At 74.4% G+C, this 13,609-nt stretch carries 14 protein-coding genes; 7 read left to right on the forward strand and 7 right to left on the reverse strand.

Annotation, left to right across the window (positions count from 1 at the left end; translation table 11 throughout):
* The 4 genes from msrB to ACIQ8B_RS14435 form a co-directional block, all read right to left on the reverse strand.
* A complete protein-coding gene (gene msrB / locus ACIQ8B_RS14420) occupies positions 1–408 on the reverse strand; it encodes a peptide-methionine (R)-S-oxide reductase MsrB (RefSeq protein ID WP_106411886.1) in 408 nt (135 codons plus the stop codon).
* Positions 409–422: 14 nt separating this feature from the next.
* Positions 423–1,811, reverse strand: coding sequence for a UDP-N-acetylmuramate--L-alanine ligase (gene murC / locus ACIQ8B_RS14425; RefSeq protein WP_403546920.1), 1,389 nt, complete (start codon positions 1,809–1,811; stop codon positions 423–425).
* Between the two features lie 82 nt (positions 1,812–1,893).
* Complete coding sequence (locus tag ACIQ8B_RS14430; protein WP_198602422.1) at positions 1,894–2,367, reverse strand: indole-3-glycerol phosphate synthase; 474 nt, start codon at positions 2,365–2,367, stop codon at positions 1,894–1,896.
* A gap of 217 nt (positions 2,368–2,584) precedes the next feature.
* On the reverse strand, positions 2,585–3,388 hold the full coding sequence (locus ACIQ8B_RS14435; protein ID WP_403546922.1) for a pyrimidine reductase family protein: 804 nt from the start codon (positions 3,386–3,388) through the stop codon (positions 2,585–2,587).
* Here ACIQ8B_RS14435 and zapE point away from each other — a divergent pair.
* The 3 genes from zapE (at position 3,387) to ACIQ8B_RS14450 (ending at position 8,440) form a co-directional block, all read left to right on the forward strand.
* Positions 3,387–4,535 carry a cell division protein ZapE gene (gene zapE / locus ACIQ8B_RS14440; protein ID WP_403546924.1) on the forward strand — a complete coding sequence of 383 codons (1,149 nt, stop codon included), beginning with the start codon at positions 3,387–3,389 and terminating at the stop codon, positions 4,533–4,535. The genes ACIQ8B_RS14435 and zapE overlap by 2 nt on opposite strands.
* Before the next feature lie 587 nt (positions 4,536–5,122).
* Positions 5,123–6,577 carry a SulP family inorganic anion transporter gene (locus ACIQ8B_RS14445; protein WP_290007593.1) on the forward strand — a complete coding sequence of 485 codons (1,455 nt, stop codon included), beginning with the start codon at positions 5,123–5,125 and terminating at the stop codon, positions 6,575–6,577.
* A 465-nt stretch (positions 6,578–7,042) separates the two neighbouring features.
* Entirely contained in the window at positions 7,043–8,440 is a 1,398-nt protein-coding gene (locus ACIQ8B_RS14450; RefSeq protein ID WP_403546926.1) for an alkaline phosphatase PhoX, read from the forward strand.
* A 58-nt stretch (positions 8,441–8,498) separates the two neighbouring features.
* Here ACIQ8B_RS14450 and ACIQ8B_RS14455 read toward each other — a convergent pair whose 3' ends face one another.
* Both ACIQ8B_RS14455 and ACIQ8B_RS14460 read right to left on the reverse strand, forming a co-directional pair.
* The gene (locus ACIQ8B_RS14455) at positions 8,499–8,984 is read right to left on the reverse strand and encodes an SRPBCC domain-containing protein (protein ID WP_403546928.1); all 486 of its coding nucleotides are present in this window, start codon (positions 8,982–8,984) and stop codon (positions 8,499–8,501) included.
* Positions 8,981–9,376, reverse strand: a complete 396-nt coding sequence (locus ACIQ8B_RS14460) for an ArsR/SmtB family transcription factor (RefSeq protein WP_403546930.1) — start codon at positions 9,374–9,376, stop codon at positions 8,981–8,983. Before ACIQ8B_RS14460 ends, ACIQ8B_RS14455 begins: the two co-directional genes overlap by 4 nt.
* Positions 9,377–9,494: 118 nt before the next feature.
* Here ACIQ8B_RS14460 and ACIQ8B_RS14465 point away from each other — a divergent pair, with 118 nt between their 5' ends.
* The 3 genes from ACIQ8B_RS14465 to ACIQ8B_RS14475 all read left to right on the forward strand — a co-directional run bounded on the left by ACIQ8B_RS14465 (position 9,495) and on the right by ACIQ8B_RS14475 (position 12,222).
* On the forward strand, positions 9,495–11,021 hold the full coding sequence (locus tag ACIQ8B_RS14465) for an FAD-dependent oxidoreductase (protein ID WP_403546932.1): 1,527 nt from the start codon (positions 9,495–9,497) through the stop codon (positions 11,019–11,021).
* A 149-nt stretch (positions 11,022–11,170) separates the two neighbouring features.
* Positions 11,171–12,013, forward strand: coding sequence for a polysaccharide deacetylase family protein (locus ACIQ8B_RS14470; RefSeq protein ID WP_290007600.1), 843 nt, complete (start codon positions 11,171–11,173; stop codon positions 12,011–12,013).
* A 17-nt stretch (positions 12,014–12,030) separates the two neighbouring features.
* On the forward strand, positions 12,031–12,222 hold the full coding sequence (locus tag ACIQ8B_RS14475; protein ID WP_403546934.1) for a hypothetical protein: 192 nt from the start codon (positions 12,031–12,033) through the stop codon (positions 12,220–12,222).
* A gap of 119 nt (positions 12,223–12,341) precedes the next feature.
* Here ACIQ8B_RS14475 and ACIQ8B_RS14480 read toward each other — a convergent pair whose 3' ends face one another.
* On the reverse strand, positions 12,342–12,707 hold the full coding sequence (locus ACIQ8B_RS14480; protein ID WP_106411896.1) for a gas vesicle structural protein GvpA: 366 nt from the start codon (positions 12,705–12,707) through the stop codon (positions 12,342–12,344).
* 119 nt (positions 12,708–12,826) lie between these two features.
* On the opposite strand from ACIQ8B_RS14480, the gene ACIQ8B_RS14485 reads away from it, so the two are divergent.
* Positions 12,827–13,546, forward strand: coding sequence for a peptidyl-tRNA hydrolase (locus ACIQ8B_RS14485; protein ID WP_403546936.1), 720 nt, complete (start codon positions 12,827–12,829; stop codon positions 13,544–13,546).
* Positions 13,547–13,609 lie beyond the last annotated feature (63 nt).

Here is a 13,609-nt window from a genome sequence, read left to right on the forward strand (position 1 = left end):
TCAGGACTCGGCGGGCCGCAGGCGCAGCGAGATGCTGTTGATGCAGTACCGCTGGTCCGTGGGCGTCGGATAGCCCTCGCCCTCGAAGACGTGCCCGAGGTGCGAGCCGCAGCGGGCGCAGCGCACCTCGGTGCGCACCATGCCGTGCGAGCGGTCCTCGACCAGCTCGACGGCGTCGGTGTCCTTCGGGTCGTAGAAGGACGGCCAGCCGCAGTGCGACGCGAACTTCGTGTCCGAGGTGAACAGCTCCGCGCCGCAGGCACGGCAGGAGTAGACGCCCTCGGTCCTGGTGTCGGTGTACTCACCGGTGAAGGCCGGTTCCGTCGCCGCCTGGCGCAGAACCGCGTACTCGGACGGCGACAGCTCCGCGCGCCACTGCTCGTCCGGCTTCTCCACGTCGTACGGCATGAGGTTCCAGCCCCTTAGTTCGACAGACGGTCCAGGATGCGCGGGCCGAGGTCGGTGACGTCGCCCGCTCCCATGGTGAGAACCAGATCGCCGGGCCCGGCCATTCCCGCGACCGCCGCGGGGACCTCCGCCGCGTCGTGGACGGCCGTCACGTCCGCGCCGGCCGCGCGGGCCGCCTCGATGATCAGCTCGCTGGTGACGCCGGGGACCGGGTCCTCACGGGCCGGGTAGATGTCGAGGACCAGCGAGGCGTCGGCGAGGGCGAGGGCGTGGCCCATCTCCTTGCCCAGCTCGCGGGTGCGGGAGAACAGGTGGGGCTGGAAGACGACCAGGATGCGGGCGTCCCCGGCGGCGGAACGCATCGCCTCCAGGTCCGCGGTCATCTCGGTGGGGTGGTGCGCGTAGGAGTCGACGACCTGGACGCCGGCCGCCTCGCCCTTCAGCTGGAGGCGGCGCTTGACGCCGGTGTACGCGGCCAGCGCGGGGGCCAGCTCGGCGGCCGGGACGCCCAGCGCGGCGCCCGCGGCGAGGGCGGCGACCGCGTTGTGCGCGTAGTGCCTGCCGGGCACCGACACGGTGAAGGTGAGCGGGGCGCCGTCCAGCTCGACGGTCACCTCGCTCCTCAGCCCCTGCGGGACGACCGACAGCACCCGCACGTCGGCGTCCGCGGACTCGCCGTACGTGACGGTCCGCACCGAGCCGTCCAGGCGGCGGGTCAGCTCGCGGGCGCCCTCGTGGTCGGCGGAGATCACCAGGGTGCCGCCGGGGACGATCCGGCCGACGAACGTCTCGAAGGACTCGTGGATCTCCTCCATCGACGCGTAGTTCGCGTGATGGTCCAGCTCCACGTTGAGGATGATCGCGACCTCGGGCGCGTACTTGTGGAAGCTGCGGTCGGACTCGTCGGCCTCGGCGACGAAGATCTCGCCCGTGCCGTGCAGCGCGTTGGAGCCGGGGGCGTCGAGGTCGCCGCCGACGGCGTACGACGGCTCGCGGCCCAGCTCGGTGAGGGCGACCGCCAGCATGGAGGTGGTGGTGGTCTTGCCGTGGGTGCCGGCCACCGCGATCGGGCGCAGGCCGTCCATCAGGGCGGCGAGGGCGTCGGAGCGGTGCACCACGGGGATGCCCAGCTCGGCGGCGCGCCGCAGCTCGGGGTTGTCCTCGCGGATCGCGGAGGAGACCACGACGCAGCTGGCGTCGTCGGCGAGGTGCCCGGCGGCGTGCCCGATGTGCACGGTGACGCCGAGGCCGCGCAGGGCGTCGGCGGTCGCCGAGTCCTTGGCGTCGCTGCCGGCCACGCTCGCGCCGCGCTGCGCGAGGATCTTGGCGATGCCCGACATCCCGGCGCCGCCGATGCCGATGAAGTGCGGTCGGTCCATGGCGGTGGGAAGGCCGGGTGCCATGCGTGTTCTCCCAGTGGTGCGACGAGCGGGACGACGGTCTTCGCGCCCTCGCGTGCCGAGCTCGGGAGAGCGCGGCCCCAGCCTATGCCTTGCTGTGGGAGAAGAGTTTCAGCACCGGCACGCCGACCTTGTGGCGGGCCCGGGAGGCCCAGTCGCGGTGGAAGAACTCCTCCACGTAGTGCGGGTCGGTCAGGACGATCACCTCGTCCGCGCCGACCTCCTCGACCAGCTTCTTCAGCGCGTCCAGCGGGTGGTCCGTGACAAGGCGGCCCTCGGCGGTGTCGCCGGTCGCGCGCAGCGCCTGGAGGGAGACCGCGAGCGCCCGCTCGCCCATGGAGCGGGCCTCCTCGCCCTCGGGGGTCTCGCCCTCGCGCACGGCCTCGTCGAGCTCGCCGAGCGCGACGTCGTCGATGGCTCTCAGCAGCCGGTCGGCCTGTTCGCCGCGCGGCTGGAGCAGGACGTGGAAGGCGACCGGCTCGTCGCCGTGCAGGGTGGTGACGAACTCGACGTCGGCGGACGTCAGGGCCTTCTCGATCATCAGTACGCTGGTGAACACCAGGCGCCCCTTACTCCTCGGAGGACCCGCGGGCCCTCTGCTCGTGGGCCGAGCCGGGCCCCCCGGGGATCATCCTTCCCCGTGCGGGCGCGAGTACGGCCGGGATCCAGTCTCGCCCGTCACCGTGCGGGACGGGCGCGTCGTTCCGCCGATCGCCGGACCGGCGGTGTCGCACCGCTTGTCCTCCCTCCGGACTTCCACACCCGGCCGGGCCCGGTCAGGCCCGCCGGTAACGCGTGAACAGGAATCCGTCCTCCTCCAACACCGACGACAGCGCGTAACGCCGCGGAAGTGTCACTGAGGGTCCACCGGCGATGCGCTGGGCGTCACCGGCCGTGAGCATCGGCGAGACGGTGAGGCACAGTTCGTCCAGCACCCCGGCGGCGATCAGCCGGCCCAGCAGCCGGGGACCGCCCTCGGTCAGCAGCCGGGTGTGCCCCAGCCCGGCGAGGGCCCGTACGGCCCGCTCCGGGTCCACCCCGGTCCCCTCGCCGGCGAGGACCACGCGGGCGCCCGCCTCCTCGGCGGCGGCCACGCGCTCCGGGTCGGCCCCGGCGCCGGTGAGGACCAGGGTGGGCACGACCGGGGAGGTGAACAGGGGCAGCGAGAAGTCGAGGTCCAGGCTCGCCGTGACCACCGCGATCGCGGGCGCCGGGGCCTGCCCGGCGGCCTCGCGGGCCGCCGCGAACTCGGCGCGGGCGCGGGCCGGGCGGTAGCCCTCCTGCCGAACCGTTTCCGCGCCGACCACGACGACGTCCGCCAGGGCCCGCAGCACGCCGAAGATCCGCATGTCGGCCGGGCAGGAGAGGGGCTGCGAGCGGCCCTCGTGCTGGGCGGCGCCGTCGAGGGTGGAGACCATGTTGCCGCGCAGCCACGGCTCACGGCCCTCCGGGCCGGGCCCGGGGTAGGCGTAGGCGGCGGCCAGCTCGGCCAGGCTCCACTCACGGCCGTCCGCCCCGCCGGCGGCTGCGGTCGCGTCGGTCACGTCGGTCACGTCGGTCACGGGGAACAGGCGTCGCATGTCAGGCAGTCTTCCACGCCCCGTACGATGGGGGATCGTGTCGTCCTCCGCAGCCTCCCGTCCCGGTCCGGCAGCCTCCGTGGCTCCGCTCTCCCTGTGCGTCCGCGAGCCGCACGTCCCCGCGGACCGGCTCGTCGCCGAGATGGTGCCGCCGCCGCGGTTCGACGCCGTCCGCTTCGACACGTACATCCCCGACCCGGACCAGCCGAGCCAGACCGAGGCCGTGCGCGTCCTCGAGGGCTTCGCTGCGGGCCTCGGCGGGAAGCCGGCCGGTGACTCGGGCCGGCGCCGGCTGTTCGGCTTCGGCAAGGCGCCGAAGAAGGCCCCGTCCGGGCCGCGCGGCGTCTACCTCGACGGCGGTTACGGCGTCGGCAAGACGCATCTGCTGGCTTCGCTGTGGCACGCCACCCCGGCCGAGCCGGCGCTCAAGGCGTTCGGCACGTTCGTGGAGCTGACCAACCTGGTGGGCGCGCTGGGCTTCCAGCAGACCGTCACGACCCTCTCCGGGCACCGGCTGCTGTGCATCGACGAGTTCGAGCTGGACGACCCGGGCGACACCGTGCTGGTCTCCACCCTGCTCGGCAAGCTGGTCGAGGCGGGCGTCGCACTCGCCGCCACTTCCAACACCCTGCCGGGCAGGCTCGGCGAGGGCCGGTTCGCCGCGGCGGACTTCCTGCGCGAGATCCAGGGTCTGTCGGCGCACTTCCGCGCCCTGCGGATCGACGGCGAGGACTACCGGCACCGGGGGCTGCCCGAGGCGCCGCCGCCGTACTCCGACGACCTGGTGACCCGGGTGGCGCACGCCACCGAGGGGGCGTCGCTGGACGCCTTCCCCGACCTGCTGGACCACCTCGCGCGGGTCCACCCCAGCCGCTACGGCGCCCTCACCGACGGCATCGGCGCGGTGTGCCTCACCGGCGTGCGTCCGGTGCCGGACCAGTCGACCGCCCTGCGGCTCGTGGTCCTCGCGGACCGGCTGTACGACCGTGAGGTGCCGGTGCTCGCGTCGGGGCTGCCGTTCGACCAGCTGTTCAGCGAGGAGATGCTGAAGGGCGGCTACCGCAAGAAGTACTCCCGCGCGATCTCACGCCTCACCGCACTGGCCAGGGACGCCAAGCGGCTCGCGGACACCGTGGACACCGTCTGACCCGGGCGGCACCGGATCGCCGCACGCATGCCCGACACTCGAACGGACCATCGGCGGTCACGGGAGTGATCGCGCCAACCCACGTGTTCTTTTCGGGCTGACTGCGGCACAACCCTTCGATGAGACGGTGCAAACGGCCACGCGGGGGTTAACGTGTCTCTTGACCAACCGTTGACCATCCGCTTACCTGTGGTGCCGGGTGCGAACCACCGTGTCAGGTACGGGTGTTACGAGGTCGGGCGACTGATGGCCGCACTCCCGGGCCTTGCCGTCGCTTTACCTCGGCCACCCCGTACCGCGACTCCGCGGCCTTCGCATCCGCGCACACGGTCCGGCACACTGCGGGCCAGTGATCAGCGGGCCGGTCCTCGTCGTGCAGTCCGACGCGTCCCCACACGCGCCAGGAGGAGACAGATGCACCGCCCTTTCGCCGACCGCCCCCGCTCGCCCGGCCGGCGCCCTGAACCGTCCGCCCGCCGCGCCGGCGCCCTCACCCGCCTCTCCGTACCGTTTCCCGTCGCCGTGCCGTCCTCCGCCGTCACCGAGCGCGCCGCCGTCCGCGCGTGCCGGACCCGGTGAGGGCACGCGTGCTCCGCTTCCCCCATCTGCGGCAGGACGTCGCCGCCTCGCTCGTCGTGTTCCTCGTCGCCCTCCCGCTGTGCGTGGGCATCGCCGTCGCCTCCGGGGCCCCCGCCGAACTCGGTCTCGTCACCGGCATCGTGGGCGGTCTGGTGACCGGCCTGCTGCCGGGCAGCAGCCTGCAGGTGTCCGGCCCGGCCGCCGGGCTCACCGTGCTGGTCTACCAGGCGGTCGACTCCTACGGGCTGCCCGCGCTCGGCGTCATCGTGCTCGCCGCCGGGCTGCTCCAGCTCGCCATGGGGGCGCTGCGGCTCGGCCGCTGGTTCCGGGCGATGTCGTTGTCCGTGATCGAGGGCATGCTGGCCGGCATCGGCCTGGTCCTCATCGCCGGCCAGCTCTACGCCGTCGCCGGCCTCGAGGCGCCCGCCGGCGGCATCGACAAGCTCCTCGGACTGCCCGGGGCCGCCGCGGACGCGTTCGCCGGCCGGGAGGCGCTCGCCTCGCTGGCGGTGGGCGCGGGCACGGTCGTGGTGATGGTGCTGTGGCGGAGGCTTCCGGCGCCGGCCGGGGCCGTGCCGGGCGCGCTCGCCGCGGTGCTCCTGGCGACGGCGGTCACGGCGGCGTTCGCCGTGCCGGTCGCCACGGTCGAGGTACGGGGGCTGTTCGAGTCGGTCCAGCCACCCGGCGTGGGCACCTTCGGCGTCCTCGCGGACGTGGGCGTGCTGGGCACGATCGTCGCCTTCGCCCTCATCGCCTCCGCGGAGAGCCTGTTCAGCGCGGCCGCGGTGGACCGGCTGCACACCGGGCCGCGCACCCGCTACAACAAGGAGCTGGTGGCGCAGGGCGCGGGCAACACGGTCTGCGGGCTGCTCGGCGCGCTGCCGATGACCGCGGTCATCGTGCGCAGCTCGGCCAACGTCCAGGCGGGCGCGAGGACCAAGGCGTCCCGGGTGCTGCACGGCGTGTGGCTGCTGCTGTTCGCCGCGCTGCTGCCGTCCGCGCTCGCCCTGATCCCGCTGCCCGCGCTGGCGGGCATCCTGATCCACGCGGGCTGGAAGCTGATCCCCTTCCGGGGACTGGCCGCCCTGTGGCGCGGCCAGCGGGGCGAGGCGCTGGTCCTGGTCGTCACGGCCGTGTCGATCGTCGCGGTCAACATGTTCGAGGGCGTGCTGATCGGGCTGGCCCTGTCGGTGGTGAAGACGGCCTGGGAGTCCTCGAAGGTCAAGCTGGAGGTCATGGACAAGGGCGCGGGCCCCGTCCAGGTCCACCTCTCGGGCAACGCGACGTTCCTGCGCCTCCCCAAGATCCTCGACACCCTGGAGTCCCTCCCCCAGGACCGCCCGGTCGAACTCGACCTCACGGCCCTCCATCACCTGGACCACGCGTGCAGCACGGCGCTGAACCACTGGGCGGAACGGCACAGCGCGTCGGACACGCCGCCGGTGCGGCTGACGACGCGGTGACGTGCCCGGCGGGCGACGGAGGGGCGCGCCCGGCGGGCGGTGCCCGGCGCCCGCCCACCCGGCGGCTCGGGCGGCCGGTCCGGCGGCCCGAGCCCCGGGTGCGCAGCCGGCCCGGCGGTCCGCTCCGGATCCGCGGCGGCCCGGTGGTCCGGGGAAGCCGAGTGGCCGGTCGGCCCGGCGGCCGGGCGACCCGGCGACCCGGCGGCCCGGCGACCGGGAGGCCGGGCGCCCCGGCCGTTCCGGCGGTTCCCGCGGTTCCCGCGGTTCCGGCGTCTCAGGACACCGGAGGGTCCCTCAGCGGGCCTGGGGCGTCCCCCAGCGGGCCGGGGCCCGGGACGGACTGCGGGTCCGCATGGACGGGGCCGCCCCGCGGGACACGGGCGGCTCGCGTGGTTCACGGGATCGGCGGCAGGTGATAGACACGGCGGGGTCACAGTTCCTGTCCGCCAGCAGGAAGGTTTCCCCATGCCAGAAAACGGGTCCCCCCACGGCTCCACGGCAACAACCCGACGCCAGATGCTCGCCCGTTCCGGCGCCGTGGGTGTCGGCATCGCCTTCACCGGCGCCCTGTCCGAGCTGTTCACCGGCACCTCCGCCGCTCAGCACCTCGGCCACACCGGCTACGGCGACCTGGTCCCCGACCCCGACGGACTGCTCGACCTGCCCGAGGGCTTCCGCTACACGGTGCTCTCCCGGGAGGGCGACCCGCTGAGCTCCGGCGAGGGTCCCGTCCCCTCCAACCACGACGGCATGGCCGCCTTCGCCGGCCGGCAGGGCCGTACCCACCTGGTCCGCAACCACGAGAACCGCGTCACCGGCAGAGTTCCGGTCCCGGTGGTCGACGGGCTGACGTACGACCCGGAGGGCAAGGGCGGCTGCACCGCCCTGACCCTCGACCGGAGCGGCCGGGTGGTCTCCGAGCGGGTGGCGATCGCCGGTACGGCCGTCAACTGCGCGGGCGGGCCCACCCCGTGGAACACCTGGCTGACCTGCGAGGAGACCGAGGACAAGGCCGGCACCAACGGCTACGCCAAGGACCACGGCTTCATCTTCGAGGTCGACGGCGCCGACCCCCGCCGCACCGGCGCCGTACCGCTGACCGCGATGGGCCGCTTCCAGCACGAGGCGGTCGCGGTGGACCCGCAGCGGGGCGTGGTCTACGAGACGGAGGACGCCTTCCAGCGCCCCTTCGGCCTGTTCTACCGCTTCCTGCCGAGGAAGCCGCTGGGCGGCACGGGCTCGCTGCGCGCGGGCGGCAAGCTCCAGGCGATGCGGGTGCCGGGGGTCCCGGACCTGTCCTCGGTCCAGGAGATCGGCGCCCGTTTCGACGACATCGAGTGGGCCGACGTACCGGACCCGCTGGCCGTCGAGACCCCCATCCGGTTCCAGGACTTCGGTCCGAAGGGCATCACCCACGCGCAGAAGCTGGAAGGCTGCTACTGGGGCGGCCGCTCCGTCTACTTCGTGTCGTCCTTCGCCCGCGCCGCCGACGGCTCGGCCGCCGACCACTACGGGCAGATCTGGCGCTACGACCCGGACCGGCGCCGCCTCACCCTGGTGATCGTCTTCGGCCCGGACACCGACATCCAGCTGCCCGGCGAGTCCCCGGACAACATCTGCCTCGCGCCCAGCGGCGGCCTGATGGTGTGCGAGGACGGCGGCGGCGCCCAGCACGTCTACGGCGTCACCCGGCGCGGCGAGGTCTATCCGATGGCCCGCAACCGCCAGAACACGGGCACGGCCGAGGACCCGGAGTGGGGCGAGTTCGCCGGCGTCACGTTCTCCCCGGACGGCCGGACGATGTACGTCAACGTCTACGACCCGGGCACGACGTTCGCCGTGACCGGGCCCTGGCGCCGCTGACACGGGGGCGCGGAGGGCGGGCGCGGCACCGCCCGCCCTGGCGCCCCCGTTCCGCCGTTCAGCCCTCCAGCAGCGCGTCCATCTGGCCGACGGCCTGGCTCATGCCCTCCACCATGCCCATCTCGGCCAGCTGCTCCATCTGCTCCCGGCTGTCGAACACGGACCGCAGTTCCATCCGCGTCCCGCCCTCGCGCCCGGTGAGCGTCATCCGGACCGTGGTGACCGGCATCTCCGGGTCCGGCCGCCCGTCCTGGCCGGCGAAGCCGTCGGTGAACTCCAGGGCCGTCGGCGGCGCGACCGAGGAGACCCGCCACCAGCCGCCGAACTTGTCGCCCTCCGGTCCGGTCATGTAGTACGTCACGCCGCCGCCCGGGGTGAGGTCGTGCTCCTCGACGGTCGCCGGGTATCCGGGCGGGCCCCACCAGCGCTCCAGCAGCCGCGGGTCGGCCCACAGCTGCCAGACCCGCTCCACCGGTGCGGCGAAGTCCGCGACGAGGGTGAGCGTGAGGGTGTCGACGTCCTTGTCGACACGGGTGACAGTCATCCGTCCGTTCCTTTCCTGTCGCTTGGTGCGGGGGGCCGGCCGGCGTCCCGGCCGTCCTCCTCGGAGAGCAGGCCGGACATCCGGTCCACCCGGTCCCGCCAGGCCGACTCCAGCGCGTCGAGCGCCTGCCGCGCGCGGGCCACCGCCTCGAAGTCGGTGCGCACGAGCTGCTCCCGTCCGCGCCGCTCCTTGGTGACCAGCCCGGCCCGCTCCAGCACCGTGACGTGTTTCTGCACCGCCGCGAAGCTCATCGGGTACGCGGCGGCCAGCCGTGACACGGACAGCTCACCGCGGACACAGCGGCGGAGCATGTCGCGACGCGTCGCGTCGGCCAGCGCGTGGAACAGCCGGTCCACGGCCCGGTCGGCCTCATCGATCCCATCTACAACCATCTGGTTGTACGTTACGCCCTCGCCCGCACGCCCACAACCGCACCGCCCGCACCGTCCGGACGGGTCACCGCGGAACCCGCTCGCCGTGAAGCCCCGACACCGGGGTACCCGCCCCCGCATGACGGAGAAGCAGCACTCGGGTGGCTCGTACTGGCTGAACACCGCGCCCGGCGGGGAGCGCCGCCCCGCACTGGACGACGACCTCGACGTGGACGTGGCGGTGATCGGCGGCGGCATCGCCGGTCTGTGCACGGCCTGGGAGCTGGCCCGGGCCGGGCGCAGCGTCGCCGTGCTGGAGGCCGGCCGGATCGCGGCGGGCGTCACCGGGCACACCACGGCGAAGATCACCGCGCTGCACTCGCTGGTCTACGACAAGCTGCGCCGCACCCGCGGCAGCGAGGGCGCGCGGCTGTACGCCAGGTCGCAGGCGGAGGCCATCGAGCGGACCGCCGGGGTGGTGGCGGAGCTCGGCGTCGACTGCGCGTGGGAGCGCCGCAGCGCGTACACCTACGTCACGGACGCCGAGCGGGTGGACGAGGTGCGCGCGGAGGCGCGGGCCGCGCGGGAGGCGGGCCTGCCCGCGTCCTTCGTGACGGAGACCGGGCTGCCGTTCCCGGTGGCGGGGGCGGTGGAGGTGACGGACCAGGCGCAGTTCCATCCGCGCAAGTACCTGCTGGCGCTCGCCGACGACATCGAGGCGCACGGCGGCCGTCTGTACGAGGACACCACGGTGCTGGGCCTGGAAGAGGGCGAGCCGTGCCGGCTGTCGACGGCGACCGGGGCCTCCGTCACGGCCCGGGACGTCGTGGTCGCCACCCACTACCCGCTCTTCGACCGGGCGATGCTGTTCACCCGCCTCTCCCCGCGCCGCGAACTGGTCGTCGCCGGCCCGGTCCCGGCCGGGCTGGACCCGGACGGCATGTACATCACCCCCGAGGAGGGCACCCGCTCGGTGCGCACCGCGCCCTACGGCGACGACGCCTCCCGCCGGCTGCTGGTGGTCACCGGCGAGCACTTCACGCCCGGCACCGGCGACACCCGCGCCCGCTTCGACCGGCTGGCGCAGTGGGCCCGCCGGCACTTCCCCGGCGTGGAGCTGACCCACTTCTGGGCCACCCAGGACAACGACCCCACCGACACGGTGCCGCTGGTCGGGCCGCTGCACCCGGGCGCCCGGCACGCGTACGTCGCCACCGGATTCGGCGGCTGGGGCATGAGCGGCGGCATGATGGCGGGCCGGCTGCTCGCCGCGCAGATCACCGGCGGGGAGTGCGCCTGGGCCGGGCTGTACGACCCGCGGCGCCTGGCCTCCACCGTGCGTGAGGCGCCGGCCTTCCTCAAGCACCAGGCGCAGGTCGCCAAGCACTTCGTCGGCGACCGGCTGCGCCCGTCGCCGCCGGTGGAGGCGCTGCCGCCGGGCGAGGGCGCGGTGGTGCGCACGGAGGGCGGCCGGCTGGCGGTCTACCGGGACGACGACGGCGCCCTGCACGCGGTCTCCGCCCGCTGCACCCACATGGGCTGCCTGGTCGACTTCAACGCGGCCGAGCGCGCGTGGGAGTGTCCGTGCCACGGGTCCCGCTTCGACACGGACGGCAAGGTCGTCCAGGGTCCGGCGACCAAACCGCTGGAGCGGCGGGACATCTGAGCCTGCTTTCCGGAGGGGGCGGCCCCCCGCCGACCGGGCCGTCACCGCCCCGGCTCCCATCGGCCCGGTTCCCGCCGACCGGGTGAGCGCGCCGTCCCCTCCGCCCGAGCCGCGGCGACCCCCGCCGCGGACCGCCCTATTGTCATACGGTGATCACACTTTCACGTCGTGTCATCGCCGTCTGTGCCCTCGCCGCCGCCCTCACCGCCTGCGGCGCCACCGCCGGCCCCGCCGCGCGGCCGCCCGCCCCCGCGCCCTCCCCCGCCGCCCCGTCGGCTCCTCCCACGCTCGCCGCGGGACCCGCGGGCCTCACCCCGGTCTTCGAGCACGGCCCCCGGGACGCCGGGAAGACCGTCGCCCTCACCTTCGACGCCGACATGACCGCCGACCAGGGCCCGCGGGCCGCGGCGGGCGAGCGCTTCGACCACCCGCGGCTGATCGAGACGCTGCGCGCGCTGGAGGTGCCGGCGACGGTGTTCATGACGGGCCGGTGGGCCGAGGAGTACCCGGACCAGGCCCGTGCCATCGGCCGGGACCCGCTCTTCGAGGTCGCCAACCACTCGTACAGCCACCACGCCTTCACCGGCGACTGCTACGGCCTGCCCACGGTGCCGGAGGAGCGGATGCGGGCCGACGTGGAGCGGGCGTACCAGGTGTTCCGGGCGGTGGGCGTGCCCGATCCGATGCCGTACTTCCGCTTCCCGGGCGGCTGTCACGACCGGCGGGCGCTGAAGGCGCTCATCCCGGCCGGCGTCACGGCCGTGCAGTGGGACGTCGTCGGCGGCGACGCCTTCGCCACCGACGCGGACGCGGTGGCCCGGCAGGTGCTGGACGGGGTGCGGCCCGGTTCGGTGGTCGTCCTGCACTGCACCCGCAGCGCCGCCCCGACGACGGAGGAGGCGGTGCGGACGGTCGTCCCGGAGCTGCGCCGCCAGGGGTACCGCTTCGTCAAGGTCTCCGAGCTGATCGGCGCCGCGAACGGCCGCGGCTGACGTCCTACGCTGGAGGCATGAGCGACGACGCGACCGGCCGCGACCACTGCCTCGTCGGCACGGACCGCCCGCCGAAGGCGGACGGCCCGCCGTACGCGGCGTGCGTCCAGTGCCAGGAGCCGACGGAGTACCCGGAGACGTACAAGGGCGTCACGCTGTGCCCGGTCTGCGAGTGGCGGGAGGCGGAACGCACCTCCTGCTCCGGCTGACCGGCCCCGCGGTCGCTCCGGCAGGCAGGCGCCTCACGGGTGGGGCCGCCCCGGGCGAGGGCCGGGAGCGGCCCCCATGGACGGCCGGGACCTTCTGCCGGTAGGGGGCACGGCCCTCGCTACTTCCGCCTCGGCTCCTCGCGCGCCTGCTGGAAGGCCTCGGAGACGGTCTCCAAGGCACCGGACAGCAGCCCCTTGGCCGCTCCTCGGGAGCCCGATTCGCGCATCTTGTCCGGGAGTTCGGTCAGCCCGGCGGGCTTGCGCGGTCCGGACTCCAGATCGAGCCGGTTGCACGCCTCGGCGAAGCGCAAGTAGGTGTCCACGCTGGCCACCACGATACGGATGTCGATCTTGAGTATCTCGATACCGACCAAGGACACCCGCACGAACGCGTCGATCACCAGCCCTCGGTCGAGGATCAGCTCCAGTACGTCGTAGAGACCGCTGGATCCTCCCCCGCCACGCTGCGGCACCACCTGAGTCATCGCCCATCAGCCCCTTCCCCCCGTCCTGGTGCCCGCTCGGCGCCCCTTGATGTCCCTCCGTGCCGGGCCCGGCCGGATCCGCCCGGCGGCGCCCCCGTCCCGCTTGGCACACTGGCCGGGTGAACGACGACCGGACGACACCCGCCCCCGACAGCCCCTTCCGACCCGACCCGGGCGACCGTGACGCGGCGCCGCAGTTCGTGCTGCCCCTGGTGGTCCGTATCGAGCGGGCCGCGCCGCCCGCCCGTACCGACGCCCTGGAGACGGCGGCCCGCGCGGTTCTGGCGATGCTGACCGACGAGCGGTCGGTGGGCGAGGGCGAATGGGCGCAGGCGGTGCGCGACTGGCAGGACGCCCGTATCCGCAAGGTGGTGCGGCGGGCGCGCGGCGCGGAGTGGCGGCGCGCGGAGGCGCTCCCCGGGATCACCGTGACCGGGAAGTCGGCCGAGGTGCGGGTCTTCCCGCCGGTGCCGCTGGACGGCTGGCCCAAGGACCTGGCCCGGCTCCAGGTGTCCGGCACCGACCTCGACGACCCCGGTCCGGTGTCCCCGGCGGACCCCGGCGTGCCGACGCTCTGGATGAACCCGGACCTGGAGATGTCGGCCGGCAAGGCGATGGCCCAGGCCGGTCACGGCGCTCAACTCGCCTGGTGGGAGCTGTCGGACGCGGCCCGTGAGGCCTGGCGGGCGGCCGGCTTCCCGCTCGCCGTGCGCACCGCCGGCCCCGCCGACTGGCCCGCGCTGACCGGCGGCGGCCTGCCCACGGTGCGCGACGCCGGCTTCACGGAGATCGCCCCCGGCTCGTGCACCGTCGTGGCGGACCACCCGGCCCTGCGCTGACCCCCAGGCGCGTCCCCCGGATGGACGCGCGGCCGTGCGGCGGCCGTTGGACGGCCGGAGGCT

This window comes from Streptomyces sp. NPDC096105, assembly GCF_044763335.1.
GTDB lineage: Bacteria > Actinomycetota > Actinomycetes > Streptomycetales > Streptomycetaceae > Streptomyces.

Excerpts from the sequence above, each read along its gene's own strand:
- ACIQ8B_RS14465 (WP_403546932.1), top strand. The coding sequence starts at position 9,495 with ATGACGGAGAAGCAGCACTCGGGTGGCTCGTACTGGCTGAACACCGCG.
- ACIQ8B_RS14480 (WP_106411896.1), bottom strand. The coding sequence starts at position 12,707 with ATGACTCAGGTGGTGCCGCAGCGTGGCGGGGGAGGATCCAGCGGTCTC.
- ACIQ8B_RS14475 (WP_403546934.1), top strand. The coding sequence starts at position 12,031 with ATGAGCGACGACGCGACCGGCCGCGACCACTGCCTCGTCGGCACGGAC.
- ACIQ8B_RS14450 (WP_403546926.1), top strand. The coding sequence starts at position 7,043 with ATGCCAGAAAACGGGTCCCCCCACGGCTCCACGGCAACAACCCGACGC.
- ACIQ8B_RS14435 (WP_403546922.1), bottom strand. The coding sequence starts at position 3,388 with ATGCGACGCCTGTTCCCCGTGACCGACGTGACCGACGTGACCGACGCG.
- msrB (WP_106411886.1), bottom strand. The coding sequence starts at position 408 with ATGCCGTACGACGTGGAGAAGCCGGACGAGCAGTGGCGCGCGGAGCTG.
- murC (WP_403546920.1), bottom strand. The coding sequence starts at position 1,811 with ATGGCACCCGGCCTTCCCACCGCCATGGACCGACCGCACTTCATCGGC.
- ACIQ8B_RS14455 (WP_403546928.1), bottom strand. The coding sequence starts at position 8,984 with ATGACTGTCACCCGTGTCGACAAGGACGTCGACACCCTCACGCTCACC.
- ACIQ8B_RS14460 (WP_403546930.1), bottom strand. The coding sequence starts at position 9,376 with ATGGTTGTAGATGGGATCGATGAGGCCGACCGGGCCGTGGACCGGCTG.
- zapE (WP_403546924.1), top strand. The coding sequence starts at position 3,387 with ATGTCAGGCAGTCTTCCACGCCCCGTACGATGGGGGATCGTGTCGTCC.